This window comes from Vibrio sp. D173a, from assembly GCF_030248475.1.
The window spans coordinates 1-709 of sequence record NZ_JAHGAH010000796.1 but is presented as its reverse complement, the minus strand read 5'-3'; the positions used below and the strand labels follow the sequence as shown (position 1 = coordinate 709).

Here is a 709-nt window from a genome sequence, read left to right as displayed (position 1 = left end):
TGGCTGGGGTTATCATTTATTTTAATGTCGGTTTGTTGCAGCGATGACTACTTCAATTTGTAGATGATGCCTGGATTACAGCGTACCATCTCAAAACGGTCCGTCAGACCAGTCAGAGATTCCGAGGCACCTAATAGTAGGTAACCGCCCGGGTTTAAGCTGTTTGCCATTTGGTTCAATACCTTAGACTTCATATCTGGAGAGAAGTAGATCAGAACGTTACGACAGAAGATAATGTCGAACTTACCCAACAGAGCGTAGCTGTCCATCAAGTTCTGCGGACGGAAATTCACCATACGCTTAACATTGTCTTTTCCCATCATACGACCATCACCCGCATCTTCAAAGAAGGTACGGCGACGCTCAGGCGATAGACCACGTCCCAGTGCAAGGTTGTCGTAGACACCAGCGCGACACATATCGAGCATGCTCGCTGAGATGTCAGTCGCGGTGATCGATACGTTTGGCAGCATACCTGGTTTACGCGCCTGAGTTTCAAGTACCGTCATCGCCATAGAGTACGGTTCTTGACCAGAAGAGCTTGCCGCTGACCAAATCTTAATAGGACGTTTATTTGCCGCTATTTCCGGAAGTAGTTTATCCGCCAATACAGCAAACGGGTAAGTATCTCGGAACCAAAGTGTCTCGTTCGTCGTCATGGCATCTACTGCCGCCACTCGCAACTCGCGATTTCTGCCCGTTACTACAT

General features: G+C 48.2%; 1 protein-coding gene. It reads right to left on the bottom strand.

Going from position 1 to position 709, the window contains the following annotated elements; genetic code table 11:
* Positions 1-47: 47 nt before the first annotated feature.
* A partial coding sequence (locus tag KIV40_RS29365) for a protein-glutamate O-methyltransferase (RefSeq protein WP_285352765.1) occupies positions 48-709 on the bottom strand: 662 nt, incomplete at its 5' end.